21 protein-coding genes are annotated in these 24,134 nt (G+C 68.8%); 15 read left to right on the top strand and 6 right to left on the bottom strand.

What is annotated here, in order from left to right:
- Window positions 1–344 precede the first annotated feature (344 nt).
- Window positions 345–830 carry a hypothetical protein gene (locus QM714_RS00655; protein ID WP_415096606.1) on the top strand — a complete coding sequence of 162 codons (486 nt, stop codon included), beginning with the start codon at window positions 345–347 and terminating at the stop codon, window positions 828–830.
- Here the strand turns inward: QM714_RS00655 and valS are convergent.
- Window positions 793–3,402 carry a valine--tRNA ligase gene (valS, locus tag QM714_RS00660; protein ID WP_415096608.1) on the bottom strand — a complete coding sequence of 870 codons (2,610 nt, stop codon included), beginning with the start codon at window positions 3,400–3,402 and terminating at the stop codon, window positions 793–795. The genes QM714_RS00655 and valS overlap by 38 nt on opposite strands.
- A 79-nt stretch (window positions 3,403–3,481) precedes the next feature.
- On the opposite strand from valS, the gene QM714_RS00665 reads away from it, so the two are divergent.
- Window positions 3,482–4,396, top strand: a complete 915-nt coding sequence (locus tag QM714_RS00665; protein WP_415096610.1) for a GNAT family N-acetyltransferase — start codon at window positions 3,482–3,484, stop codon at window positions 4,394–4,396.
- Here QM714_RS00665 and QM714_RS00670 read toward each other — a convergent pair.
- Complete coding sequence (locus QM714_RS00670; protein WP_415096612.1) at window positions 4,386–5,975, bottom strand: alpha/beta hydrolase; 1,590 nt, start codon at window positions 5,973–5,975, stop codon at window positions 4,386–4,388. The genes QM714_RS00665 and QM714_RS00670 overlap by 11 nt on opposite strands.
- 81 nt (window positions 5,976–6,056) lie before the next feature.
- Between QM714_RS00670 and QM714_RS00675 the strand changes: the two genes are divergently transcribed.
- The 11 genes from QM714_RS00675 (at window position 6,057) to QM714_RS00725 (ending at window position 18,356) form a co-directional block, all read left to right on the top strand.
- The gene (locus QM714_RS00675; RefSeq protein ID WP_415096614.1) at window positions 6,057–7,412 is read left to right on the top strand and encodes a bifunctional folylpolyglutamate synthase/dihydrofolate synthase; all 1,356 of its coding nucleotides are present in this window, start codon (window positions 6,057–6,059) and stop codon (window positions 7,410–7,412) included.
- Window positions 7,409–7,795, top strand: a complete 387-nt coding sequence (locus QM714_RS00680; RefSeq protein ID WP_415096616.1) for a DUF4233 domain-containing protein — start codon at window positions 7,409–7,411, stop codon at window positions 7,793–7,795. Before QM714_RS00675 ends, QM714_RS00680 begins: the two co-directional genes overlap by 4 nt.
- Before the next feature lie 9 nt (window positions 7,796–7,804).
- Window positions 7,805–8,215 (top strand): nucleoside-diphosphate kinase, encoded by a 411-nt coding sequence (gene ndk / locus QM714_RS00685; RefSeq protein WP_415096618.1) that lies wholly within the window; start codon window positions 7,805–7,807, stop codon window positions 8,213–8,215.
- A 91-nt stretch (window positions 8,216–8,306) separates the two neighbouring features.
- Entirely contained in the window at window positions 8,307–9,917 is a 1,611-nt protein-coding gene (locus QM714_RS00690; RefSeq protein WP_415096620.1) for an alkaline phosphatase family protein, read from the top strand.
- Between the two features lie 152 nt (window positions 9,918–10,069).
- Complete coding sequence (locus tag QM714_RS00695; RefSeq protein WP_415096622.1) at window positions 10,070–11,101, top strand: rod shape-determining protein; 1,032 nt, start codon at window positions 10,070–10,072, stop codon at window positions 11,099–11,101.
- Window positions 11,098–11,970, top strand: coding sequence for a rod shape-determining protein MreC (mreC, locus tag QM714_RS00700; RefSeq protein ID WP_415096624.1), 873 nt, complete (start codon window positions 11,098–11,100; stop codon window positions 11,968–11,970). The genes QM714_RS00695 and mreC overlap by 4 nt, the downstream gene beginning before the upstream one ends.
- Window positions 11,967–12,479 carry a rod shape-determining protein MreD gene (mreD, locus tag QM714_RS00705; RefSeq protein ID WP_415096626.1) on the top strand — a complete coding sequence of 171 codons (513 nt, stop codon included), beginning with the start codon at window positions 11,967–11,969 and terminating at the stop codon, window positions 12,477–12,479. The genes mreC and mreD overlap by 4 nt, the downstream gene beginning before the upstream one ends.
- Window positions 12,480–12,487: 8 nt before the next feature.
- Complete coding sequence (gene mrdA, locus QM714_RS00710; protein WP_415096628.1) at window positions 12,488–14,605, top strand: penicillin-binding protein 2; 2,118 nt, start codon at window positions 12,488–12,490, stop codon at window positions 14,603–14,605.
- Complete coding sequence (gene rodA, locus QM714_RS00715; protein ID WP_415096630.1) at window positions 14,602–15,744, top strand: rod shape-determining protein RodA; 1,143 nt, start codon at window positions 14,602–14,604, stop codon at window positions 15,742–15,744. The genes mrdA and rodA overlap by 4 nt, the downstream gene beginning before the upstream one ends.
- A 71-nt stretch (window positions 15,745–15,815) precedes the next feature.
- Window positions 15,816–17,786, top strand: coding sequence for a TIGR03960 family B12-binding radical SAM protein (locus tag QM714_RS00720; RefSeq protein ID WP_415096632.1), 1,971 nt, complete (start codon window positions 15,816–15,818; stop codon window positions 17,784–17,786).
- A gap of 144 nt (window positions 17,787–17,930) precedes the next feature.
- Window positions 17,931–18,356 carry a hypothetical protein gene (locus tag QM714_RS00725; RefSeq protein WP_415096634.1) on the top strand — a complete coding sequence of 142 codons (426 nt, stop codon included), beginning with the start codon at window positions 17,931–17,933 and terminating at the stop codon, window positions 18,354–18,356.
- Between the two features lie 702 nt (window positions 18,357–19,058).
- On the opposite strand, the gene QM714_RS00730 is transcribed toward QM714_RS00725, so the two are convergent.
- The 4 genes from QM714_RS00730 to QM714_RS00745 form a co-directional block, all read right to left on the bottom strand.
- On the bottom strand, window positions 19,059–19,358 hold the full coding sequence (locus QM714_RS00730; protein ID WP_415096636.1) for a HigA family addiction module antitoxin: 300 nt from the start codon (window positions 19,356–19,358) through the stop codon (window positions 19,059–19,061).
- Window positions 19,359–19,370: 12 nt separating this feature from the next.
- Window positions 19,371–19,601: a type II toxin-antitoxin system RelE/ParE family toxin gene (locus QM714_RS00735; RefSeq protein WP_415096638.1), complete on the bottom strand. Its 231-nt coding sequence runs from the start codon at window positions 19,599–19,601 to the stop codon at window positions 19,371–19,373.
- A 1,439-nt stretch (window positions 19,602–21,040) separates the two neighbouring features.
- Window positions 21,041–21,355, bottom strand: a complete 315-nt coding sequence (locus QM714_RS00740; RefSeq protein ID WP_415096640.1) for a type II toxin-antitoxin system PemK/MazF family toxin — start codon at window positions 21,353–21,355, stop codon at window positions 21,041–21,043.
- Window positions 21,356–21,358: 3 nt separating this feature from the next.
- A complete protein-coding gene (locus QM714_RS00745; RefSeq protein WP_415096642.1) occupies window positions 21,359–21,592 on the bottom strand; it encodes a ribbon-helix-helix domain-containing protein in 234 nt (77 codons plus the stop codon).
- Between the two features lie 547 nt (window positions 21,593–22,139).
- On the opposite strand from QM714_RS00745, the gene QM714_RS00750 reads away from it, so the two are divergent.
- Both QM714_RS00750 and QM714_RS00755 read left to right on the top strand, forming a co-directional pair.
- The gene (locus QM714_RS00750; RefSeq protein ID WP_415096644.1) at window positions 22,140–23,321 is read left to right on the top strand and encodes a winged helix DNA-binding domain-containing protein; all 1,182 of its coding nucleotides are present in this window, start codon (window positions 22,140–22,142) and stop codon (window positions 23,319–23,321) included.
- A 30-nt stretch (window positions 23,322–23,351) separates the two neighbouring features.
- Window positions 23,352–24,053 (top strand): TIGR03936 family radical SAM-associated protein, encoded by a 702-nt coding sequence (locus QM714_RS00755; RefSeq protein WP_415096646.1) that lies wholly within the window; start codon window positions 23,352–23,354, stop codon window positions 24,051–24,053.
- Window positions 24,054–24,134: the final 81 nt, after the last annotated feature.

Here is a 24,134-nt window from a genome sequence, read left to right on the forward strand (position 1 = left end):
TGGCTGAGGACCCCGTAGACAGGCCACTTTGCCACCACAAGACCGCAGGAGACGCAAGAACACCGCGGCAGACACCGCCACTCCCGGCGATCGCCACGCGTGTCGACGGACGAAGTTGCGACAGCTTCTCGACCGATCGGGCGCTCACGACGGCAGCTCTCATCGGTGCGATCTCTTGGCAGATAGCCCCAACGGACTAGACCGGTCTAGTCCCTTCGGGTCATTTCGGCGCGACACTCCGTGCGCGGGTTGGTGAGCCTCGCCGCCCCCACCAGACTGGTCTGGACAGATGGGCTGGTTCGACTGGGCCGGGGGACCGGCACCCGGGAGGGATGAGGCAGAGCGTGAGTGGACAACACCGAGGCCCGATGGTGGCCTTCATGGTGGTTGCGCTGGTCTGCGCCGGTCTGCTGTTCCACGAGAGCAGAGGTCGCGCAGGCACCGATCTGCTGCATCCCTCCCGAGTGCCTGCCGCCGCGGCCTCCGAGCACAGCGGGCGGCTTCCCGCCGCTCGCTCAACGGCGGCTGCCGAGCTCGAGGTGACGTCGCCCTCACGGCCGGCGACGGCTCCACCGACGACGCTGCCGACGACCGTGCCACCGTCGCAGACGCAGGGCACCTCGATCCCCGGGTCTCCCCGAGCGAAGCCGCCCGGCGTTCCAGCGGCAGGGCAGCAGCGCGATCAGACCGGCGAGTCCAACCACACCATGCAGGCCAAGAAGGCTGACGGACACCGCAGGCACCGCCGTGCCCGGGCACAACCGTGGCAGCCGCCCGGCGCGGACCCGGCGATCACTCCTCCGTCGGAGCCAACTCCGCCCGCACCGTGACCTGATCGGCACTGTCGTCGCGCACCAGCGTCAGCGCGCCGACGATCTTCCCGGCATTGGTCACGTCCACCCGGGCGGCGTCCACGGCCGCGATCGCGACCGTGGAGCCGGTGATCTCGGCAGCCGCGACCGGCGTGCGCATCGAGGCCTTCGCCTGAGACTTGGCTCCCCGGATCCCGGTCAGGGCGGCAGCCACATGGGTGAGCAGGGTCGGATCGCCGTCGTGGCCGCCGAGCTCGGTGGTGGTCGGCCAGGCGGCTCGGTGGATCGAGCCGTCCTGCCACCACGACCAGACCTCTTCGGTCACGTAGCACAAGAACGGCGCCAGCAGCCGCAGCTGGACATGCAAGGCCAGTGACAACGTCGCCCGGGCCGATGCGGTGGCGGCGCCACCGTCCTCGGCGTACGCCCTCTCCTTGACCAGCTCGAGGTAGTCGTCGCAGAAGCTCCAGAAGAACCGCTCGGTGGTCTCCAGGGCGGTGGTGTAGTCGTAGGCCTCGAACGCGGTGGTCGCCTCGTCGACCACCTGCCCGAGCCGCGCCAGCAGCGCCCGGTCCAGCGGCTCCGTGACGGCTGCGGGGTCCGGATCGACGGCACCGACGCCACCGAGGACGAACTTGGAGGCGTTGAGCACCTTCATCGCCAGCCGGCGACCGACCTTCATCTGCGACTCGTCGAAGGGGGAGTCCAGCCCGGGCCGGCCGATCGCGGCGCGCCAGCGGACGGCGTCAGCGCCGTACTTGTCGAGGATCTCCGTGGGCACCACCACGTTGCCCTTGGACTTCGACATCTTCTTGCGGTCCGGGTCGACGATGAAGCCCGAGATCAAGGCATGGCTCCACGGAGCGACGTGGTTCTCGAAGTCGGCGCGGACGACCCGGCTGAACAGCCAGGTGCGGATGATGTCGTGGGCCTGGGTGGCCAGATCCATCGGGAAGACCCGACCCCACAGATCCTCGTCGGTCAGCCAGCCGCCGGCGATCTGCGGGGTCAACGACGACGTGGCCCAGGTGTCCATCACGTCTGGGTCGCCCACGAACCCGCCGGCCTTCCCGCGCTGGTCCTCGTCGTAGCCCCGTGGTGCATCGGTGGACGGGTCGACGGGGAGCTCCGCCTCGCTGGGCAGCAGGGGGTGGTCGTAGTCGGGCTCGCCGTCCCCGTCGAGGGGATACCAGACCGGGAAGGGGATCCCGAAGAACCGTTGACGCGAGATCAGCCAGTCGCCGTTGAGGCCGCCCACCCAGTTGTCGTAGCGGTGCTTCATGTGCGCGGGGATCCACTCGATCTCCGCTCCCCGAGCGAGGAGCTCGGCGCGCAGCTCGGGATCCCGACCACCGTTGGTGATGTACCACTGGCGGGTGGCGACGATCTCTAGTGGCTTGTCGCCCTTCTCGTAGAAGTTCGCCATCCGCTGCGTGGGCACCGGCTCACCGTCCAGGTCGCCGGTCTCCCCGAGCATCTCCACCATCTCTGCGCGCGCCGAGAAGGTGGTCTTGCCGGCCAGCCGGTCGTACGCCGAGGCGCCGGCGTCGCTCAGCCACTCGGGTGTCTCCCGCAGCAGCCGGCCGTCGCGACCCACGATCGTGCGCATCGGCAACTGCAGCTCGCGCCACCACTGCACGTCGGTCAGGTCGCCGAAGGTGCAGCACATCACCAGGCCGGAGCCCTTGTCGGGTTCGGCGAGGTGGTGGGCGAACACCGGAAGCTCGACGCCGAAGACCGGCGAGGTGACGGTGCTGCCGAACAGCGGCTGATAGCGCTCGTCGTCGGGGTGCGCGATCAGGGCCACGCAGCTCACGATGAGCTCGGGCCGGGTCGTCTCGATGTAGACGGGGCCGCCGTCGGGCCGGTGGAAGGCGACCCGGTGGTAGGCGCCGGCGTACTCCCGCGCCTCCAACTCGGCTTGCGCAACCGCGGTCTGGAAGGTGACGTCCCACATCGTCGGCGCCTCGGCCAGGTAGGCCTCGCCGCGGGCGAAGTTGCGCAAGAAGGCGGTCTGGCTGACCAGCCGGGACTTCGTCCCGGCGGTGGTGTAGGACTCCGCCCAGTCCACCGACAGACCGAGCGTGCGCCACAGCGCCTCGAAGACCTGCTCGTCCTCCTCGACCAACTGCTCGCAGAGGCGGACGAAGTTGGGCCGATCGACCGGCACCTGCCGCTTGGGGTCCGGCTTCTCCGGCGGCGTGAAGTCGGGGTCGTAGGGCAGCGACGGGTCGCAGCGGACGCCGTAGTAGTTCTGCACCCGGCGCTCGGTGGGAAGTCCGTTGTCGTCCCAGCCCATCGGGTAGAAGACGGCCTTGCCGCGCATCCGGTGGAAGCGAGCGATCAGGTCGGTGTGGGTGTAGGAGTAGACGTGGCCGACGTGCAGGCTGCCCGAGACGGTCGGTGGGGGAGTGTCGATGCTGTAGACGTCCGCGCGCTCGCGACTGCGGTCGAACCGATAGGTCTGGTCGGCCTGCCAGGTCGCCGACCATCGCTCCTCGAGCCCCTCCAGCGCCGGCCGGTCCGGTACGACGACGGGCCGGGTGCGGCTCGTCGTCGTGGACTGGGGCTGCTGGATCCGATCGGTCATAACGTCGAATCCTATGAGCCGGGGCCGGGCTGACGAAAACGAGTTCACGCCTGCCCCGGTCGCGCCGTACGGTCGCTGCATGGTGCGTGTGGAGTTTCTCGACGATCCGGCCCTCGTGCTCGAGCGAGCGGGCGAGTTCTTGGCGCGTGACGGACTGCTCAACACGGTGGTGGCATCGGTGACTACCCGCGCCGTTGCCGAGGACGCGCTGGGCGTCGAGCGCGATCCCGACGTGCCCCGCTGGTGGGCTGTGCTGACCGACGAGGCGAGCGAGGATCATGAGGTGGTGGGCGTGGCGATGCGCACCGCCCTCGGCCCGCCGTACCCGCTCTACGTGCTCCAGATGCCGGGCGAGGCCGCAGCCGCCTTCGCGCAGGCTCTGGTCGACCGGGGCGAGGAGGTGACCGCCGCCAACGGAGTCCTCCCGGCCACCCGCGTCGTGGCTGACCATCTCGCCCGGGGCGCTGGCCGGTCGGTGGTCGAGAGCCAACGGACCCGGCTCTTCGAGCTCGGCGAGTTGCGCCCACCACTCGCCTCACCGTCCGGTGCGCTGCGACTGGCCGAGGGGGCGGACGCCGAGCTGTGCCTGGCCTGGTTCGTCGCGTTCCTCGCCGACGCCGACGAACAGGCCGGCCGTGAGCGGGGCTCAAGCCCGGAGATCGGCGCGCACACGTTGGAGGAGATGCAGCGCCGCATCGCCGACCAGCGGATCTGGCTGTGGGAGCTCCCCGACGGGGAGGTGGTTCACCTGACGGCGGCCAACCCGCCGAGTTTCGGGGTGTCCAGGGTCGGACCGGTCTACACCCCGCCCGAGCACCGCGGCCACGGCTACGCGAGCGCCGCCGTGGCCGAGGTGTCTGGGCTGATCCGGTCTTCCGGGGCTCGGGTCTGTCTGTTCACCGATCAGGCCAACCCGACCTCGAACAAGATCTACACAGCGCTCGGCTACGAGCCGGTCGCCGACCTGGTCAGCCTCGAACTCGTCAGCGCCTGAACAGCGGCCGGTCCTTGGGGCAGACGGTTCCCTCCCGCGGGAGGGAACCGTCGGCGTAGTAGCTGTTGAAGGCCGCAGTGACGCAGCTGTTGCCGATCGCGCCGTGGCCCCAGCCATCCATCAGCAGGAAGCGTGACCCCTCGAACAGCGTGGTGAAGCGCCGTGCTCCGGAGACCGGCGTGGCCGGGTCGTGGCTGTTGCCGACCACCAGGATCGGGTTGGCCGTGGTCGTGTCGAACGGGCCGCGGAAACTGTCCTGACCATAGGCGGTGGGCCACTTCGCACAGGGTGCCGATGCCCAAGTCCAGCTCGATCCGAACCACGGGGACTGCCGATCCTGTGCCCGTCCCGCCTTCCACCAGGCCGCCCGGGTGGTGGGGTTCGGAGTGTCGGCGCAGGCCACCCCGGCGAACGCGTCGGAGATCTTGACCTGGCGGGCGGCGTAGGGGGCGTCGCGGAAGCGGTCGGCCATCTTCCGCAGGTGCGCGGCGGTCGGGTCACCGGCCTTGTGCGGCTTGCCGTGGTGGGCCTTCTTCCAGACCCGTTGGAGCACCGAGGCCAGATCGCGGTAGCTGGTGTTGTCGTACATCATGTAGAGCGTCGCGTCGACCAGGTCCTGATAGGCGATCCGCGCGCCGCTGACGCGCAGTTTGCCCTGCTTGGCCTTGCGGATCATCCAGTGCCACTTGGCCGTCGCGTCGCCGGCGAGGCGACAGTGGGCGGCGCCCATCCGGTCGCACTCGGTCAACGCGCTGGTCAGCGCCTCGTAGGCACCCTGGGCGCTGTTGATCCGCGTGCTGAACGGCTTCGCCGCGGCCCCGGCCGTGGTGGCCCAGGCCACCGGATCGAGGACCCCGTCGACGACGAACCGGCCGACCCGGTCGGGGAAGAGAGCGGCGTAGGTCGCACCGAGGTAGGTGCCGTAGGAGATCCCGTAGTAGTCGAGGTGGTCCTCACCGACGGCCTGACGGATCAGATCCATGTCGCGGGCCGTGTCGGCGGTCGACATGTGCGCGACGATCTGGTTGGGCTTCTGCTGGCAGGCCGTCCGCTCCCAGGTCGCTGCCCGCCACACCTGCTTGGACTGGGCCTGCGTGACCGGGAAGGTGACCCGGACCCGCGGGGCCGGCTGGGTGGCGCGGCAGACGATCGTCGAGTGCTCGCCCACACCACGCGGGTCGATGCCGATGACGTCGTAACGGTTGCGGACCGTCTTGCCGAGCAGTTCACCGGCGAAGGGTGCGAACTGGGTGGCGCTGCCGCCCGGGCCACCGGGGTTGACGAACAGAGTCCCGAGCTTCTGGCCGGGATTGTTGGCCGGGATCTTGACCAGATCCAGGAGCACCGTGGCTCCGGTGGGGTCGTCGTAGTCCAGCGGCGCGGCGGCGGTGGCGCACATCGCGTCGCTCCCCGGGCTGCAGTGCGACCAGTCCAGCGTGGGCACGGGTGCGTTCACCTGCTTGGCCGTCGTGTGTGGGGCAGCGGTGGCGGCGCCAGGAACCGCCCCGAGCGCGCCCAGCACGAGACCGCCGACAGCGGCTAAGACGATGGCCGCCCGGCGGCCCGGCGTGGATGTCATGGTTCCCCCGTTCCAGGTGATCGGCTCCGGTGGCCGGGCACCAGGGTGGACGCTACCGCGCTCATCTAGACTCACGGAACCATGTCCGAGCTCTCCGCGCGTCCGGCGGCCACCTTCGCCGAGGCCGAGGACGCGTTGCTGTCGCGCTGGCCGGAGTCCAAGCTCGAGCCGTCGTTGGACCGGGTCCGCGCCTTCCTGGACCTGCTGGGCGACCCGCAGACGGCGTACCCCGTCATCCACCTGACCGGCACCAACGGCAAGACCTCCACCTCCCGGATGATCGACACGTTGCTACGGACGCTGGAGCTGCGCACCGGCCGGTTCACCTCGCCCCATCTGGAGCGGATGAGTGAGCGGATCTGCATCGACGGCTCACCGCTGACCGACGAGGAGTTCGTGCGGGCCTTCAACGACGTGGCGCCCTACACCCATCTGGTCGACACGACCCAGCCGTTCCCCTTGTCGTTCTTCGAGACCATCGTGGGGATGGCCTATGCAGCGTTCGCCGACGCTCCGGTCGACGTGGCCGTGGTCGAGGTCGGTATGGGCGGGCTGTGGGACGCGACCAACGTCGCCGACGGGAAGGTGGCCGTGGTGCTGCCAGTGGCCGTCGACCATGAGCGCTACCTCGGCGCCGACCCCACGGGCATCGCGGTGGAGAAGGCCGGGATCATCAAGCCCGGTGCCACCGCCGTGCTCGCCGAGCAGACTCCGGCGGTCGCGGAGGTGCTGCTGCGGCGCGCGGCCGAGGTGGAGGCCACCGTGGTGAGGGAGGGCGTCGAGTTCGGTGTGCTGCGCCGGGTCGCTGCGGTCGGCGGTCAGGTGGTGTCTCTGCGCAGCCTTCGCGGCAACTACGACGAGGTCTTCTTGCCGTTGTACGGCGCGCACCAGGCCCACAACGCAGCCACCGCGATCGCGGCCGTCGAGGCCTTCGTCGGTGAGGAGCCTCTCGACGACGAGGTGGTGCGAGCCGCGCTGGGCGAGGTCAGCTCGCCGGGCCGGTTGGAGGTGATCCGGCGCAGCCCCACCATCCTGCTCGATGCCGCCCACAACCCGCACGGCGCCGAGGCGAGCGCGGCGGCGCTGGCCGACTCGTTCAGCTTCTCCCCCCTGATCGGGGTGATCGGGGTGATGGCGGACAAGGACTACGAAGGGGTGCTGGCCGCCTTCGAGCCACAGTTGGCGCAGGTGGTGTGCACGCAGAACTCGGATGCCCGCTCGATGCCGGCCGAGCGGCTGGCCGAGGTCGCTCGCGAGGTCTTCGGTGAGGACCGGGTGCTGGTCCGGACGCGGCTCGCCGACGCGATCGACGAGGCGACCGCGCTGGCCGAGCGCGGGGAGGCATACGGTGAGGCGTTGGGTTCCGGTGCCGTCCTGGTCACCGGGTCGGTCGTCACGGTCGGGGAGGCGCGGGCGATGTTGAGGAAGCGGTCGTGAGCGGGCCCGTGGTCCAGGAGCGGTCCCCACGGCGGGGGATGTGCGCTGCCGTGCTCAGTTTGGAAGGCATCGCTGTCGGCCTGTCGACACCGGTGATGATCGCCCTGTCCGACGTCTCGGTCGGCAAGGCGCTCCTGCTCGGACTCGGCCTGGCGCTCGCGTGCCTGGTGCTGGCCGGGCTGCTGCGCTGGGAGGGTGCCTACCTGGTCGGTTTCGTGCTGCAGGTGGCCGCCATCGCGCTCGGCCTGCTGGTCCCGATGATGTTCGTGCTCGGCGTCGTCTTCGCGACATTGTGGACGACGGCCTACTTCCTCGGCCGCAAGATCGAGCGCGACCGGGCTGTTGCCTATGCCGCCCTGGGAGGCGACGGATCGGCTCGGTAGTCTGCCCGCATGACCGAACGCACCCTCGTCCTGCTCAAGCCCGATGCCGTCGCTCGCGGGCTGGTCGGTGAGGTCGTGCGCCGCTACGAGGCCAAGGGCCTCGACCTGGTGGCGATGGAGTTGCGCACCATCGACGCGGCGATGGCCGATCGGCACTACGCCGAGCACGTCGAGAAGGACTTCTACCCGCCGTTGCGGGCGTTCGTGACCAGCGGTCCGCTCGTTGCGATGGTGCTGGAGGGAGACTCCGCCGTGGACTGCGTCCGGGCCGTCAACGGTGCCACGGACGGGCGTCAGGCGGCTCCCGGATCGGTGCGCGGAGACCTGTCCACGTCCAACCGGGAGAACCTCGTGCACGGATCGGACTCGGCAGAGTCGGCGGCCCGCGAGATCGCGCTCTGGTTCCCGGGGCTCGCCTAACGGGGTGACCGCCCACTAGTCTCCCCAAATGAGACGCATATCACATTCGACCGTTTTCCGTGCTTTGACCGCGGTCACGGGAGCCGCAGTGGTGGCAGTGCTCGGGGCGGGTCCGTCCCCAGCCGCTGATCGTGCCTCCGGCTCGGCGGAGAAGCACCAGACCAAGCCCGACCGCGTGGTGATCATCGTGGTCGACGCCCTGTCCCGCGAGATCGTGGACAAGTACGGCATGACCAATGTGAAGAACCTGATGCGGTCGGGCGTGAACGCACCGAACGCCTATCTCGGCCACCTCGGGTCCGTCACCGTGGTCACCCACAATGTCATCACCGCCGGGATGCTTCCCAAGAACATGGGCTGGTCCTCGGAGGGCTATCGAGACGCCGAGGGCGCGCTCACCTCGATGTCGCCCAACGGGTCGCCGTACTGGTTCACCAGTGACTGGACCAAGGAGCAGATGTTCGCGGTCCAGCAACACGAGGCCTACCCGAAGCTCGCGGACTACCTGCATCAGGCCAGGCCCGACTCGACCGTGGTCACCATCAGCCCCAAGGGCTATGCCGGCTATGCCTTCGGTGGCCCCAGTTCCGATCACATCGTCACCTTCTCCGGGCGCAGCTATGACTGCGATGGTGACGGCGTGAACAACTGGCGCGGCCCGTCCGGCGTCAACGTGCCCGACTACCTGTCCAGCCCGGTGTGCGGTCGGTGGTACGTCGACTCGGCGAGCTCGAAGACCTACGACACCTATCTGTCGCCGGCGCGGCTCTACCCCCTCGACGGCGATCGCTACACCATCGGGAAGGACCCGGCTCACTACGGTGGCGATGTCTGGGCAGCCGACGCGGCGATTGCGGCGATGGACAACGAGTCCGACTGGAGCGGGATCTTCGTCACCCTCCCGGGAGTCGACAAGGCCGCGCACATGTGGGGCAGCGTCGACGACCCGGGGGGCCCGGACCCGATGACGCACCTTGCCAACGCCGCGAAGGTCGCCGACGACCAGGTCGGCAAGATCGTGGATCACCTGCGCGACACGGGCGAGTTGGACAACACGCTGGTCGTGCTCACCGCCGACCACGGCTCCGTGCCAGGCAGGCACTTCTACGGCCTCGACGACGGCACCGCGGACCGCGGCTACAACAACTGGTACTACGGCGAGGGCGCCAACGGGAGCTACAACAGCCCGCAGCCGGCCCTGCAGCCGCTCGTCGACACCGGCAACCTGGCCCAGGCCTACAGCGACAGCCAGCTGTCGTTCTGGCTCGCCGACACCTCGGCGACGAAGACCCGCCAGGCGGTGGGCATCGTCAAGAGGATGCCGGGCGTTTCGGCGGTGTGGGTGCGCCACGGCAAGCACTACGTGCGGAGCACACCGGTGCGCTGGGATCTGATGCCCAGCCGGGCAGAACGCACGTGGTTTGCCACCCACGCCCAGGAGTTGATCAACACCGAGGCCTCCCCGAGCGGGCCCGATGTGATCGGGTCGTTGGTCGACGACACGACCTACTCGGCTGCCGGCGACCACGGCGGACTGCAGCGCAGGTCGCAGCAGATCCCCATCGTGTTCGCCTATGGCGGGGTCCCCTCGCGTGACACCCGCGCGCCGGTCAGGTCGGTCGACATCATGCCGACCGTCCTGCGCCGGATGGGCATCGAACCCATCTCGCGGATGGACGGGAAGGCCTGGAACCTGGGCTGAAGCCTGAAGGGGTGGGCACGAGGTCGCCGGTCCTCGTGCCCACCCTCGCGCGTGTCCTCCCGTGATCCGGGTGAGCTGCTCCCTACGCTGAGGCTGGGCCGGTGCCAGCCTGCGCCGACCCTTCTTCCCCGAAGCACAGGCGAGGCGACCGCATGGCGAACAGCTTGATCGGCCGTGACATGGCCGTGGATCTCGGCACGGCTAACACGCTGGTCTATGTCCGTGGTCGCGGGGTCGTGCTCGACGAGCCCTCGGTCGTGGCGGTCAACGAGTCCACCGGCGAGGTGCTCGCCGTGGGCCACGAGGCCAAGCAGATGACCGGTCGCACGCCGGGTCCGATCTCGGTGGTGCGCCCCCTGCGCGACGGCGTGATCGCCGACTTCGAGGCCACCGAGCAGATGCTGCGGTTCTTCATCGCCCAGATCCACCGGCGGCGCTATCTCGCCAAACCACGCCTGGTCATCTGCGTGCCGAGCGGTATCACGGCTGTCGAGCAGCGAGCGGTCAAGGAGGTGGGCTACCTCGCGGGAGCCCGCCGCGTCTCGGTGATCGAGGAGCCGATGGCCGCCGCGATCGGTGCCGGCCTCCCGGTGCACGAGGCGACCGGCAACATGATCGTCGACATCGGCGGCGGCACCACCGAGGTGGCCGTCATCTCCCTGGGCGGCATCGTTGCCTCGACCTCGGTCAGGACGGCCGGCGACGACCTCGACCAGGCGATCCTCGGCTGGTTCAAGAAAGAACACTCGCTGATGCTCGGCGAGAGCACGGCCGAGCAGCTCAAGATCGCGGTGGGCTCCGCTTGGCCGCGCCTGGCCGAGCCGGACGCCGATGTGCGGGGCCGGGATCTGGTCTCGGGGCTGCCGCGCACCGTCGTGGTGTCGAGCGCGGAGGTGCGGCGGGCGTTGGACGACCCGCTGAACGCCATCGTCGACGCGGTCCGGGAGACCCTGGACCAGACTCCACCGGAGCTGGTCGGCGACATCGTCGACCGCGGCATGGTGGTCACCGGGGGAGGGGCCTTGCTGGCCGGCCTCGGCGAGCGTCTCGGTGACGAGACGGGGATGCCGGTGCATGTGGCCGACCATCCGCTGACCTCGGTCGTCGTGGGCGCCGGTCGCTGCGTGGAGGAGTACGACGCGCTGCAGCAGGTCCTGGTCGCGGATCGACGGAGGTCGGCGTGACGGGGACGCGATCGCTGCTGATCGCGCTGGTGCTCGCCTCGGTGACGGCGATGACGCTGGACCTGCATCACGACTCCGGTTCGCCGCTCGACTCGGCCCGGAGCGTGTTGGGGGAGGCGTTCGGCCCGGCCGAGGCGGCCGCTGCCGCCGCGGCCCGCCCGTTCGATGCGGTGCCGGACTGGTTCGACAGCCGGTCCGACCTCCGTGAGGACGTGGCCAGACTGTCGGCGGAGAACGCCGACCTGCGCCAGCAGGTGGAGACCAGCGGCGTGGACAGGAACCGGTTGGCGGAGTACGACGGCCTCGCCACCGCTGCTCGGACGAGTGGGCGCACGCTGGTCCCGGCGCGGGTGATCGCGATCGGTCCGGCCCAGTCGTTCACCCGCACGGTCACCATCGACGCCGGTCGCGACGCCGGCGTGCGGCCCGACCAGACCGTGCTCAACGGCGACGGGCTGGTGGGTCGGGTGCTGCGAGTGACCGCAACCTCGGCGACGGTCCTGCTCGCGCTGGACAGCCGCTCGGTGGTCGGCGCACGGGTCGGCTCGAGCATGGAGGTCGGCTTCCTGAGCGGTCGGGGTGTCGTCGGTGACGACGGCCGCTTCGACCTCGAGCTGGTCGACGACACGGCGGCACCGGCGAAGGGGGACGTCGTGGTCACCTGGGGCAGCCGCGGCGGAGCGCCGTACGCCTCCGGTGTGCCGATCGGCACCGTCACCCAGGTGTTCGCCAGCCTGCGGGACAGCTCGCGGCGTGCGGTCGTGGAGCCCTACGTCGACTTCACCGCGCTGGACGTGGTGGGCGTCGTCGTGCCGTCCTCGACCGACAGCGACCGATCGCTGGTGCGAGCCGACGGGAGCATGCGATGAGGGCCGGCCGACTCGCCGTCGTCTCGGTAACGGTCCTGATCGCGCTGGTGCTGCAGGCATCGCTGCTGCCGCCGTTCAGCTGGCGCGGAATCGTGCCCGACCTCTGCCTGCTGGTCGTGGTGGCTGCCGGACTGGCCAAGGACGCCCGGTTCGCGATGCTCGTCGGCTTCGGCACCGGTCTGTTGCTCGATCTCGCGCCCCCGGCCGACCACGCCGCGGGCCGTTGGGCGCTGGCGTTGGTCCTGGTCGGCTTCGTCGCCGGGTCGGCGCGTCAGGACCAACCCCCGGCGCGGTCCTCCTTGGCCGCCATCATCGGGGTCTGCAGCGTCGTGGGCGGCTCGGTGTTCGCACTCACCGGACTGCTGTTGGGTGAGTCGACCCTCGGCGTGACGGGCTCTCTCGGTGTGGTGCTGGTCGCCGCCGTCCTCGACGTCGTCGTCGGGTTGCTGGTCGTGCCGCCGCTGGTGCGGCTGTTCGACCGCGCCGACCCGGTGCCGGTGGCCGCGTGATGGCGAGGATGTCCAGGGCGGCCAGGGCGTCCGAGCGGAGCCGCCTGCGGCTGGTGGTGATCCAGGCGCTGGCGTTCTCGCTGTTCGCGACCCTCTTCGCCCGGATGTACTACCTCCAGGTCGTCGGCGGGGAGCACTATCGTGCCGAGGCTGCCTCGCAGTCGGTCCGCGAGATCGTGCAGCAGCCCGACCGCGGGCTGATCGTGGACGCCGAGGGGAGGCCGCTCGTGGCCAACCGCTCCTCCTGGGTGCTGACGATCGACACGACCCTGCTCGACAAGATGTCCGCCGGTGACCGCAAGCGCCTGCTCGCGCGTCTGGCCCAGGTCGCCGACGTCAGCCGCCGCGAGATCGACCAACGGCTGGTGCCCTGCACGGCCGACCACGCGGTGGCGAATCGGTGTTGGAACGGCTCGCCCTACCAGCCGGTCCCCATCGCCCAAGACGTCTCACGGGCGGCCGCACTGCGCGTGCTCGAGCAGCCAGAGGACTTCCCGGCCGTCGTTGCGGAGCAGCAGAGCGTGCGCGCCTACCCGCAGCCGTTCGGAGTGAACCTCGCCCACGTGCTGGGCTACCTCAGCCCGATCACCGAAGGGGAGCTCGACGAGGCGACCCAGCAGGACGACCAGTCGCTCAACGCGGCCTCGGTGGTCGGCCGGGCCGGTGTCGAGAAGAGCTACGACAAGTGGCTACGCGGGGTGCCCGGCTACCGCAGCGTGGCCGTGGACTCGGTAGGACGCGTGCTCGGGGACGACTCACTCGTCGACAGCACGCCCGGCGACACGTTGGTGACCTCCTTGGACGCCAAGGTGCAAGGGGTGGTCGAGCGGCAGCTGGCCGGCACCATCCGCACCGCACGACACACCTACGACGAGGTCACCCACAAGAACTATGTGGCCGACTCGGGTGCAGTGGTGGTGATGGAGGCCAAGACCGGTCGGATCGTGGCGATGGCCAGCCAGCCGACGTACGACCCCGACACCTGGGTGGGCGGGGTGACCAAGAGCCAGCTCGAGCATCTCTACTCCGCCAAGGCGGGGACGCCGCTGCTGAGCCGTGCCACTCAGGGCCAGTTCGCACCGGGATCGACCTGGAAGCCGATCATGACGGTCGGTGCTCTCGACAACGGCTTCACGACCAGCACGCAGTTGAACTGCAGCTCCGGCCTGCAGGTCGGCAGCCGCTACTTCAAGAACTACGAGTCCGCGTCCTACGGGATGATCGGCTTCGACCGCGCGCTCCAGCTCTCCTGCGACACGTTCTTCTATCGGGTCGGGCTGTCGTTCTGGCAGCGCTACGGCTCCGACCCGACCGACGTCCACGCCAAGGACCCGCTCGTGCAGGAGGCGAAGGACTTCGGCTTCGGCAAGCGGACCGGCATCGACGTCCCCGGCGAGGCCGCCGGTCGGATCGCCGACCGGAAGTGGAAGCTGCAGTACTACCACGCCATGAAGGACTACTACTGCAAGCTCGACCAGGAGCCCGGCAACGACTTCCTGCACCTGTTCGCCCACGAGTTCTGCCTGGAAGGCAACTACTACCGGGCCGGAGATGCGGTGAACTTCTCGATCGGGCAAGGCGACACCGTGGTGACCCCTCTGCAGCTCGCGCGCGCCTACGCCGCGTTGAGCAACGGGGGCACGCTCTACGAGCCGCGGGTCGGCAAGGCAATCGTCTCGCCGGACGGCTCCGTCGTGCGTGAGATCAAGCCCAAGGTGGCGGGCCATGTGCCGGCCACTGCCGCTTCGCTGCGCTACGTCGACCAGGCTCTCCTGGGGACCGCCAAGGTCGGCACGATGGCCTGGAAGATGACCGGCTTCCCGTTGGACCGGGTGCACATCCGGGCCAAGACGGGCTCTGCGGAAGTGCACGGCAAGCAGTCGACATCCTGGGTGGCGTCCTACGACGAGAACTACGTCGTCGTGATGATGGTGAGCCAGGGCGGCACCGGGTCGGGCACCTCCGGGCCTGCGGTCCGCAAGATCTGGGAGGCGCTGTACGGCGTCCGCGGCGACACCGTGGACCGTGGCAAAGCAGCGATCCCCGGCGTCGTACCGCCGCACGGCCTGCCGACCTTCACCCGAGACGGATCCATCCTGCCGCCCACCGGGAAAGGCAGCCGATGACCATCAATTCCAGACGACTGCTCGGGCTCGACTGGGTGCTGCTCGCGGCTGTGCTCGGTCTCGTGACACTCGGCGTCATGCTGGTGTGGTCGGCGACCGATGATCGTGCCTATCTGAGCAAGCAGCTGGTCAACGTCGCCATCGGGCTGGGTCTGCTGGCCGTCGTCGCGGTGACCGATCACCGCTGCGTCCGCATCCTCACCCCGGTCGCCTACCTCGCCGCCCTCGTGGGCCTGGTGCTCGCGCTGCTCATCGGGTCGACCGTCAACGGCTCCCGCTCCTGGCTGGACATCGGCGGTCTGTCTCTGCAGCCCTCCGAGTTGGCCAAGTTGGCGGTGGTGGTGGGCATGGCCCTGTTCGTCGCCGAGCGCTCCGAGGGCCGGTGGCGGCATCAGCCCAACCTCGGGGACGTGCTCGGGATGCTGGCGATCGCCGGCCTGCCCGGCGTGCTGATCTTGTTGCAGCCCGACCTCGGCACCATGCTGGTGCTGTCAGCGACGGTGTTCGGCGTGCTGGCCGCTGCCGGGGTGACCCGGCGGTGGCTAGGTCTCCTGGTGGCCGGCGGCGCGGTCGCCGCTGTGGCCGCCGTGGTCGGGGGAGTGCTCAAGCCCTACCAGCTGGACCGATTCCTGGCCTTCACCAATCCCGACCTCGACCCGCGCGGCGCCGGCTACAACACCGAGCAGGCGCGGATCGCGGTAGGCAACGGCGGGCTCTTCGGCCAGGGCCTCTTCCACGGCTCCCAGACCCGGGCCGGCTTCGTGCCCGAGCAGCACACCGACTTCGTCTTCACCGTGGCGGGGGAGGAGCTTGGCCTGGCCGGCGCCGGTGTGCTGATCGCCCTGCTCTGCCTGGTCGTCTGGCGTGCCCTGCGCATCGCGGCCGCCAGCGAGGACGTGTTCGGTCGGGTCGCGGCGGCCGGCATCGCCTGCTGGATCGGCTTCCAGGCGTTCCAGAACATCGGCATGTGCCTGGGCATCATGCCGGTGACCGGCGTGCCCCTCCCGTTCGTGTCCTACGGCGGGTCATCACTGTTCGCAACCATGCTGGCCGTCGGCCTGCTGCAGAACCTGCACCTGCGCACGGTGGCGGCCGAGGGCCGGCTCCTCGCTCCTCCTCGAGTGCTGGTCGGGCGCTGACGGATTCCACCACGGCCGCACTTCGACGTACCCTGGGCCGTTGTCTCGTCCCCGACCAGTGAGGTCAGCCAGTGCCTTTCGCCCAGGCGCCCGACTCGGTGTTCCCCCTGCTCGAACCCCGTCTGCCCGGGGTCGCGAAGCCGATTCAGTATGTCGGCGGCGAGCTCAACTCGGTGGTCAAGGACTGGCACTGCGGCGGTGAGGTGCCGACCGTCCGCTGGGCGCTGATGTATCCCGACGCCTACGAGGTCGGCCTGCCCAACCAGGGCGTCCAGATCCTCTACGAGGTGCTCAACGAACAGGACTGGATCCTCGCCGAGCGCACCTACGCGGTCTGGCCCGACCTCGAAACTGTGATGCGCTCCGATGCCATCTCGCAGTTCACCGTCGACGGCCACCGGCCGGTGCGCGCCTTCGACCTCCTCGGGGTCAGCTTCGCCACCGAGCTGGGCTACACCAACCTGCTGACCGCGCTCGACCTGGCCGGCGTCCCGCTGCATGCGGTCGACCGTGGCCCGGACGACCCGATCGTGATCGCCGGTGGACATGCATCCTTCAACCCCGAGCCGATCGCCTGCTTCGTGGACGCCGCTGTGCTCGGCGACGGCGAGGAGGTCGTGCTGGCGATCTCCGAGGTTGTCCGGGAGTGGAAGGCCGAGCGCCAGGATGCTGCGGCGGGCTGCGAACCCGACCGCGACGAGTTGCTGCGCCGGCTGGCCGTGAGTGGCGCGGTCTACGTGCCGAAGTTCTACGACGTCACCTATGCCGAGGACGGCCAGATCGAGACCGTGCTGCCCAACCGGCCGGGCATCCCGGACCGGGTCCGCAAGCACACCCTGATGGACCTGGATGCCTGGCCCTACCCAGCAAAGCCGATCGTGCCTCTCGCCGAGACGGTGCATGAACGATTCTCGGTCGAGATCTTCCGTGGCTGCACCCGGGGCTGCCGCTTCTGCCAGGCCGGCATGATCACCCGCCCGGTCCGCGAGCGTTCGCTGCAGACGATCGGGTCCATGGTCGACACCGGGTTGCGCCAGACCGGCTTCGAGGAGGTCGGGCTGCTGTCACTGTCGTCGGCCGATCACTCCGAGATCGGCGATGTGGCCACCGGCCTGGCCGACCGCTACGAAGGCAGCAACGTCTCGCTGTCGCTGCCGTCCACCCGGGTGGACGCCTTCAACATCACCCTGGCCGACGAGTTCTCCCGCAACGGCCGCCGGTCCGGGCTGACCTTCGCGCCCGAGGGCGGCTCGGAGCGGATGCGTCGGGTGATCAACAAGATGGTGTCGGAGGAGGATCTGATCCGCACCGTCGCGACGGCGTACTCCCACGGCTGGCGACAGGTCAAGCTCTACTTCATGTGTGGGCTGCCAACCGAGACCGACGACGACGTCCTCGAGATTGCCGACCTGGCGACCAAGGTCATCGCCACGGGGCGGGAGGCCACCGGCCGCAACGACATCCGCTGCACCGTGTCGATCGGCGGCTTCGTGCCGAAGCCGCACACCCCGTTCCAATGGGCCGCTCAACTCGACCACGAGACCACCGACAAGCGACTCGCCAAGCTGCGCGAGACCGTTCGTGCAGACCGCCGCTACGGTCGGGCGATCGGCTTCCGCTACCACGACGGCAAGCCGGGGATCATCGAGGGCCTGCTGTCGCGAGGTGACCGCCGGGTCGGTGCGGTGATCGAGGCGGTCTGGCGCGACGGTGGCCGGTTCGACGGCTGGAGCGAGCACTTCTCCTACGAGCGCTGGGAATCCTGCGCTAGTCGGGCTTTGGCTGGAACCGGCGTGGACCTGGACTGGTTCACCCTGCGCGAGCGGGACTACGACGAGGTGCTGCCCTGGGACCACCTCGACGCCGGCCTCGACAAGGACTGGCTCTGGGCGGACTGGCAGGAGGCCATCGACCCCGACGGCGTCGAGGTCGAGGACTGCCGCTGGACGCCTTGCTACGACTGCGGCGTCTGCCCCGAACTCGGCACCGAGACCCAGATCGGCCCCACGGGCCAGAGGCTGTTGCCCCTCAGCGTCGTGTGAGCCCGTCGCGCACTCAGTCGCCCGGGCGACCCGGATGCATGTCGTCCGGCGCCCCACGGGTGAGGTCGGTGGCTGCCTACTGCCTGCTGCCAGTTATGCACGAAGTATCACGCCAGAGTGGAGCCAAGGCTCACAATGTCAGCCATGGCCTTCGACGCGATGAGTCCCTTTGGTGTCACTTGGGCTTACCTCGTGATGCTGATGCTGATGGCCCTTCTCGTCGTTTCGCTGGTGTTGGTTGTGGTGCGTCGCACGGAGCTCACTTCGCCGTGGCTCCTACTGCTGATCGCGGCTGCCATCGGGGCCGGACTGTGGACGTTCTTCACAGTCGGGCAGTCCGTCACGGTTCCGATCGCTCAGGATCCAGAAGGAGCCGTGTGCCTCATTGATGCTTGGGGAGATAACCCGGACCTCAGCGTCGATTGGGGATCGGACTGTGGCCGGGCCCTAAGACGTCACCTGCTGATCTCCAGTGCCCCGTCGTTGGTGATGCTGGCGGTCGTCATCGCGGTGACTGCGCAAGGCGTCCGCATGAAGCGGCGCGGCCCAGAGGCGTCCTTCGCCGAGTAGTCCAGTAGCGTCCGCTCACGCCGCTGACATGGAGGTCTGTCGATAAGCGGTTCGAAGGTCTATCGTCGCGGCGTGGCGTCGGAAGAGACGCACAGGTCTCGATGGAGGGTCGCCGGGGCAGTCGCCGTCGTGGCGGTTGCCGCGGGGTGTTCGTCTGCTCCCGGCTCCATGCCGACGGCCGGACGCTCCCAGCCGTCTCAGAGGCAGCCGCCGCGAGTCCCTGACTCCTGCGCTCCGGGGACTGGTCAGGCTTCGGTCTCGCAGGGCCCCTGACGATGGTCCGTTCGAAGGGAGTGCGCTGGTGATCACGGCCTCGAAGAAGGAAAAGGTCTGGGTCGGTACTCGGCGCGCCGGCGTCCATGCCCGCGCGAAAGTCACAGTCGTCGGACCAGATGGGACCGCCCGCCACTATTCACGAGCCGCCGCGAATGCCCAGGGCTTTCGAAGCTTCTATCCGGGCCTCGTCGTGGTGGATGAGCCGGGAACTTGGGTCATGAGGGCCCACGTCGGCCCAGACCAGATGTGCGTGTACGTGCGATATGAGTGACCAACCGAGACGCACGCTCATGCCGCTGCGCCCCACGTGTTGAGTTGGCCTTGAACTGGGACAGATATCCAGTCGAGCCTACCGGCTGAAGTGAGCTGCCCTCAGCGTCGTCTGATGGTCAGCACGGCGTCCCCGACTGTGTTCGTGCCGCGGAGCTACGCGGACTTGAGGGGTTTGATGGCGTCGAGCTCGTCGCGGTGCTTGTCCTTCTCCACCTCGATGTCGTAGTCGATCTGGAGACCGACCCAAAACTGCTCGCTCATGTTGAACGCCCTGGAGATCCTGATGCCGGTCTCCGGCGTGATGCGGCGAGTGCCATGAACGATCTCGTTGATACGTCGTGGTGGAACGCCGATCGTCTTCGCTAGGCGGTACTGGGAGATTCCCATCGGCTTGAGGAACTCCTCAAGCAGGATTTCTCCCGGATGGATCGGCGGCATCGCTTCGTCTGGCACGGGTGCCTCCTCTCAGTGGTAGTCGACGATCTCTACGTCGGCCGGGCCGTTCGGCGTCCACGTGAAACAGATCCGAAACTGGCTGTTGATCCGGATCGAATGTCGTCCCCTGCGATCACCGGCCAACTTCTCAAGTCGGTTCCCGGGTGGGATTCGGAGATCGTTGAGGTCTCGCGCACGGTTGAGCATCAGCAGCTTTCGGTACGCCGAGCGCTGGATGTCGGAACCGAGGCTTCGGAACATGTCGTCGCTCCCAGACCAGCCTTGCTGTCGAGTGGGCGAAGGACTGAATCATCCTCCAACATAACGCACAACGTTATCACCAGCCATGGTGGCGGTGCTGCCCTGTGGAGAATCGGTGCTGGGCGAGTCGTAGCCGCTGGCACGCCCGACCATCGGGACGACGACCTCGGCTGTCATTGCATCCCAGTTGGCAAGTCCGCGTGCGCCTCATCAACTTCATCCACCGAGGACCCGTCGGGAAGGGGCAGCGCCCTCCATGCGTCGTATGCAGCCTGTCCACGTGGCGACTTCGATCTGGAAGCGCTCACCCGGTCGCGAAACGCACTCACGCCGCTGACATGAGGTCTGTCGATGAGCGGATCGAAGGCTTGTCGTCGCGAAATGGCGTCAGGAAGGACGCACGGGTCCCGATGGAGGGTCGCCGGGGCAGTCGCCGTTGCGGTGGTTGCCACGGGGTGTTCGTCTGCTCCCGGCTCAGCGCCGACGGCCGGACGCTCCCAGTCGCCTCAGAGGCAGCCACCGCGAGTCCCTGACTCCTGCGCTCCGGGGACTGGTCAGGCCTCGGTCTCGCAGGGCCCCTGACGATGGTCCGTTCGAAGGGAGTGCGCTGGTGATCACGGCCTCGAAGAAGGAAAAGGTCTGGGTCGGTACTCGGCGCGCCGGCGTCCATGCTCGCGCGAAAGTCACAGTCGTCGGACCAGATGGGACCACCCGCCACTATTCACGAGTGGCCGCAAATGCCCAGGGCTTTCGAAGCTTCTATCCGGGCCTCGTCGTGGTGAATGAGCCGGAAACTTGGGTCATGAGCGCCCAGGTAGGCCCAGACCAGATGTGCGTGTACGCGCGATATGAGTGACCAACCGAGGCGCACGCTCACGCGTTGGCCGCCCTCTTTCGTGCAACATCAGAAGGGCGTAGGCCGCGATCGTTCTCGCATCGGTGAGCTGACCCTCGGCGATCATCTGCTCGATCTCAGGGCGGGTGAACCACTCTGTCCGCAGGTCCGCTTCTTCCGGGTCCAGCGACTGCGGACCCTGGACCATCAGTTGCGAGGAAGACCCAACAGGTCTGAGTCGAGGTGCTCGGCAGGATCTCCAGCGCACCGAGGGGAGTCAGGGCCCCTGCCCTCAGTTCAGGTTCCTCCCGGAGGCTCCCGTGCAGCGGTGGTCGCTGGGTCGGCGTCCCGGCTCTCGATGCTTCCGGAAGGGAACTCCCAGCGGCGGCCACCGACGGGATGCCGGTGCTGATTGACCAGCTGAAGCCGATCGCCCGCCAGCGGATAGTAAGAGCGATATCGGGTCCCTCGAGGGGGCGTACTTGCTCGAGTCCCCGACCAGGTCGAGGATGACGTCCTCGCGGATGGAGAACCAGCCGTTGGCGTACACGCGCTCGCTGCTCGTGGCTTGGGTCCGCTGTGGGTCACTCATGTGAGGTTCCGGTCATTCGAGCAGGGGCAGTTCGAGGTCGTAGGCCAAGACGACGGCCCGTGACAGTTGAGCTTCTTGTTCGGCGTTGAGGTACCCGACGGTGCGGCCGAGCAGCTTCACCGGGACCGTGAGGACGTTGTCTAGTGCGACGGCGCAATCGAGGTATAGCCCGTTCTCGCGTCCGACCAGGACTTCGCTGGACAAACCCTTGATGGTCGTCGTGACCGGGGCGACAGTCACCTTGGTCATCGCCGCCCGCGCTGCCTCGCGTGTCAAGACGAGAGCTGGTCGAGTCTGGTCGAGACGCACCAGGCAGATCTCGCGCACTGATCAGTCCTCGACCTCGAGGCGGGTGCTGGTCCACTGCACCAGGTCGTCTAGGTCGTCGTCGGGGCCGCGCTCACGCAGAACCTGGGCATCCTGTTCGGCAGCCAGCCGACGCATCTCGCGCTCCACGGCCGCCGCCACGAGCGCGGCCCGGCTAGGAGCCTTGCCGGTGGCTACGGTGCGGTCCAGGAAGGCCACCATCTCGTCGGGCAGGCGGACCGCGATCTGAGTGCTCATGCCCGCCACGATACCTATTGCATCCCAGGTTGGGATGCGAGGCGCACCAGTTTCACCCAGCGGGGTCAAGCGGGTGAGCTCATGCTGGATCGGACTGTGACCACGAGGCGACCGGCAACGACAGATAGACGCCCACGCTCAGGCCGGGGACCGCCTTGGTGATCGCGTCGCGCAGACTGTCGCACCGTTCCTGGCGGTTCTCGGCTCGACTCGGAAACCACTTGGAGCGAACCTCGGCGACGACGTCCAGACCGCTCACGTCGTGTGGGCCGAGGCGGATGAAGCGGATTTCGACGTCACCGGGCCCAGCTGTCCGTCGTACGGCTCCTCCGGGCACTCGACCGCAACCGAGGCCGCGTGGGGCAAGACCGCGGCGATCTGACGGAGCTGGTCGTCGGTGACGTGCGGACCAACTGTCACCTCGATGATCGGCACATCACGCCCCCATGCTCGGACCTGCGCGGTCTGGTCGCATCGAGCCAAGTGAAGCAGATTCGGAAATGACGTCCGTCCAGGTTGTCGGTGCCGACTCGTAGGGTGATGAGCCATGCGGCACATCGACGATGCGGAGCGGCGAGCGCGGCTGGCACGGCGACATGCGCTGCACCCTGCCTGGCGGGCCGATGATGCCGAGGCTGCGACGCGGGCGATGACGGTCCTGCACGCGACCGAGCCGCCGACGGTCTATCTGTCGCTGAGGGCACGGGCGGACGGGCTGACCGTGGCTGACGTGGACAAGGCGCTCTACGACGAGCGCAACCTGATCAAGCAGCTCGCCATGCGACGCACCCTCTTCGTCTTCCCGCGAGACCTGCTGCCTGCCGCCTGGGGGAGTGCGAGCAAGAGGGTGGCGGGTCAGCATGCCGCCAGGCTCGCCAAGGACGTCGAGTTGGGTGGCCTGGCCGCCGATGGCGCCGCCTGGCTGGCAGCCGCCCGTGCTGCCGTGGTGGCCCGGCTGGCGGACGGCTCGGAGCACTCGGCGCAGGCACTACGCGAGGTGCTCCCTGAGCTCGAAGGCAAGGTAGACCTGGCGCCGGGGAAGTCGTACGGCGGACCAGTGTCGATCGCGCCCCGCGTGCTCACGCAGCTCGCCTTGGAGGCCCACATCGTGCGGGGCCGCAACGGCGGGCACTGGCGCGTCTCGCGGCCGCAATGGACCTCGATGGAGAACTGGCTCGGCGAGGAACCCGTGCCCCAGCTCGAGCGCGACGGCTATGCCGAGTTGGTACGCCGCTGGCTGACGACCTTCGGGCCAGGCACGACAGCCGACCTGAAGTGGTGGCTCGGCTCGACCGTCGCCGCAGTCAAGACCGCCCTGGCCGACGTGCAGGCGGTCGAGGTGGGCCTCGACGGCGGTGCGACAGGCTGGGTGCTCCCCGACGACCTCGAGCCGGTCGACCCGGTCGAGCCATGGGCGGCGCTACTGCCCGTGCTCGACCCAACCGTGATGGGGTGGAAGGCTCGTGACTTCTACCTCGGCGACCACGAGCGGGAGCTGTTCGACGCCGTCGGCAACGCGGGCACGACGGCCTGGTGGGATGGCCGTGCGGTCGGCTGCTGGGTGCAGGACGCTGATGGTCGGGTGCAGATGACGCTGCTGGAGGATGTCGACGCGGAGGGCCGGGCCGCTCTGGCGGCCGAGGCGGACCGGCTCACCGAGTGGCTCGACGGTGTCGCGGTGTTCCCGATCTACGTCTCCGTCGCGATGCGACGGGCCCGGGAGGCATGACCCGTCAGCCGGTGGCGTTACGGTGGCGCGGTGCGCAACCAGCCCGAGCAGCAGGCCCCGCCGGTCCAGCGGCTGCGAATCCAGTACGCCAAGCGGGGGCCGTTGCGGTTCGCCAGCCATCGAGACTTCTCCCGTGCCTTCGAGCGCGCGGTCGTCCGGGCCAGGGTGCCGATGGCCTACTCCTCCGGCTTCAACCCGCACCCGCGGATCTCGTATGCGGGCGCGGCGCCCACCGGGGCGGCCAGCGAGGCGGAGTATCTCGAGATCGCGCTGGCCGAGCGCACGGACCCAGGCTGGGTGGGCGAGGTGCTGGCGACCGCGTTGCCCGATGGGCTCGACGTCGTGCGCGTGGTCGAGTCGCCCGGGGGTGCGCTGGCTGACCAGCTCACCGGGAGTCGCTGGCGTCTCGATCTGGACTGTTCGCCGCAGGAGTCCGCCGCCGCCGCCGATCAGTTCCTTGCCGCCGAGACCGTGCTGGTCCAACGGATGACCAAGAAGGGGATGCGCGAGTTCGACGCCCGAGTTGCGGTGATGTCGCTGACGGTTGCGGCCTGGCCCGGGGGCAGCACTCTGGACCTGCTCCTGCGTCACACCGAGCCCGCCGTTCGGCCCGACGACGTGCTCGCCGCACTGTCTCGAGTGGCCGGCCTGACGCCGTCCGCGCCGCCGCTGCTGACTCGCCTGGAACAGGGTCTGTTAGGCGCCGACGGTCTCCAAGATCCACTGGCCTGAGAATCTCACGCAGTTCTATTGGTCAGAATGGGGTGTCGGAGTCGCTCCTGTGCCATACTCACCGTGGTTGAGGCGGGGTTG

It is taken from the genome of Nocardioides sp., from assembly GCF_047602075.1.
GTDB lineage: Bacteria > Actinomycetota > Actinomycetes > Propionibacteriales > Nocardioidaceae > Nocardioides.